The sequence below is a fragment of the Aestuarium sp. genome (assembly GCF_023253315.1).
GTDB lineage: Bacteria > Pseudomonadota > Alphaproteobacteria > Rhodobacterales > Rhodobacteraceae > Marivivens > Marivivens donghaensis.
Genome location: NZ_JALRGW010000014.1, coordinates 1 through 230, shown reverse-complemented (window position 1 = coordinate 230; position 230 = coordinate 1). Strand labels below are relative to the sequence as shown.

Annotated in this window: 1 protein-coding gene; it reads left to right on the top strand. The window is 57.0% G+C overall.

Features of this window, described 5'->3' with window-relative positions; translation table 11 throughout:
* Nucleotides 1-230, top strand: a 230-nt coding sequence (locus AC1QQ2_RS08610; RefSeq protein WP_479712831.1) for an undecaprenyl-diphosphate phosphatase, incomplete at both ends; no start/stop codon positions are given.

Sequence of the window (230 nt, the reverse complement as noted above, 5' to 3'; positions counted from 1 at the left end):
CACTGATCCCAGGCACCTCGCGTTCTGGCATCACGATCACTGGGGCCCGCAAGATGGGCTACAACCGCAAAGACGGCGCTCGAATTTCTATGCTGATGTCGATCCCGACCATCATCGCGTCAGGTGTTCTTCTTGGTGCAGATGTGATCGGTCAGGCGGATTGGGAACTGCTGAAATTGGCAGGGACTGGTGCTGTATTTGCCTTTGGCGCCGCGATGCTTGCCCTATCG